Source organism: Pseudogemmobacter faecipullorum, assembly GCF_020539525.1.
GTDB lineage: Bacteria > Pseudomonadota > Alphaproteobacteria > Rhodobacterales > Rhodobacteraceae > Pseudogemmobacter > Pseudogemmobacter faecipullorum.
The window spans coordinates 1-470 of sequence record NZ_JACDXX010000103.1; the positions used below are offsets into that span (position 1 = coordinate 1).

Below are 470 nucleotides of genomic sequence, written 5' to 3' on the forward strand. Positions count from 1 at the left end.
CGATCCCGGCGACTGTGGCGATGGCCGAATGGAATGCCTTGAAGCCCATCATTGGCCGCGTGATCCGCTTGATGAAGCGATGGTCCTGCTCAAGAATGTTGTTGAGGTACTTGACCTGCCGGATTTCGATCAGTCGACCGCTGCCGGTGAATTTCCGGATCGCATTCACCGCCTGAAGGCCCGCCAGATTGGCGCCGCTTTTGTCGATCACAACGCGCTCAGGTACGCCGTTCGCCGCAATTGCCCGTTTGAAGAACCGCCGCGCGGCGGCCAAATTGCGGCGATCAGAGAGCATAAAATCAAGGGTTTGACCGTCGCGATCCACGGCGCGGTAAAGGTAGCACCAACGGCCCTTCACCTTGATGTATGTTTCATCCATCCGCCAGGAGCTAGCCGTCGGTCGCTTTCTAACTTGCGCCCTCGCGGCGATCAGCGGAGCGAATTTCACGACCCAGCGGTTCAGCGTGGCA

Annotated in this window: 1 protein-coding gene; it reads right to left on the bottom strand. The window is 58.9% G+C overall.

Annotated elements, in window-relative coordinates:
- Positions 1 to 470, bottom strand: a 470-nt coding sequence (locus tag H0485_RS21400; RefSeq protein ID WP_226937887.1) for an IS6 family transposase, incomplete at both ends; no start/stop codon positions are given.